Source organism: Methylolobus aquaticus, from assembly GCF_054172105.1.
In genome coordinates this window covers 1-573 of the sequence record NZ_JBSYXP010000057.1, presented here as the reverse complement: position 1 = coordinate 573, position 573 = coordinate 1, and the positions used below count along the sequence as shown (strand labels likewise).

1 protein-coding gene is annotated in these 573 nt (G+C 62.7%); it reads left to right on the top strand.

Features of this window, described 5'->3' with window-relative positions:
• Nucleotides 1-196: 196 nt before the first annotated feature.
• Nucleotides 197-573 (top strand): hypothetical protein (locus ACW73L_RS22160; RefSeq protein WP_498924710.1); only part of this gene is annotated, 377 nt, incomplete at its 3' end.

Sequence of the window (573 nt, the reverse complement as noted above, 5' to 3'; positions counted from 1 at the left end):
CGCGTCCGGTCACGCTGACCAACCTTGCTCCCGATGCGAGTGGGGTGGACTTCGCCGTAGCCCGCTTCGCGCCGGTGCGGTGATGCTGGAGCGCATCCCCCATCCAGAGACCGCCGAGACGCGCATAATCCGGCTCCCCGCTACCGGACCCGAGCCGGCGAACACGCTCGTGCACCTGCACTGCAGGATACCCGGCGTGAAAGAGCGCGGCCTTTACGGCAGCAACTCACGCTTCGAAGTCGAGTTCGAGACAGCCTATGTCATCGCCGGCTATGACCAGCGTTTCTACGACTGGTATGTCGAGAACACGCAGATCTCCGCCACCGCGATGTTTCGCCAGCTCGCTGCGACCACCGATTTCATCTTCACGATCGCTATCGATGAAGTACGCCCGTTCATCTCGTTCAAGACCGGCGCGATCGGCTTCGTGGTGACGCAGGCAAGCGTCGTCGATGACGAAGCCTGGTTCCCGGAGTCGAACAACGAGTTCATCATGGGCGGCTCGGTATCGGCCTGGATCCTTGTCTGGGAGCCGCCGGTCCAGCGTCCACCATCCGGGGTTCAGAGAAGTCC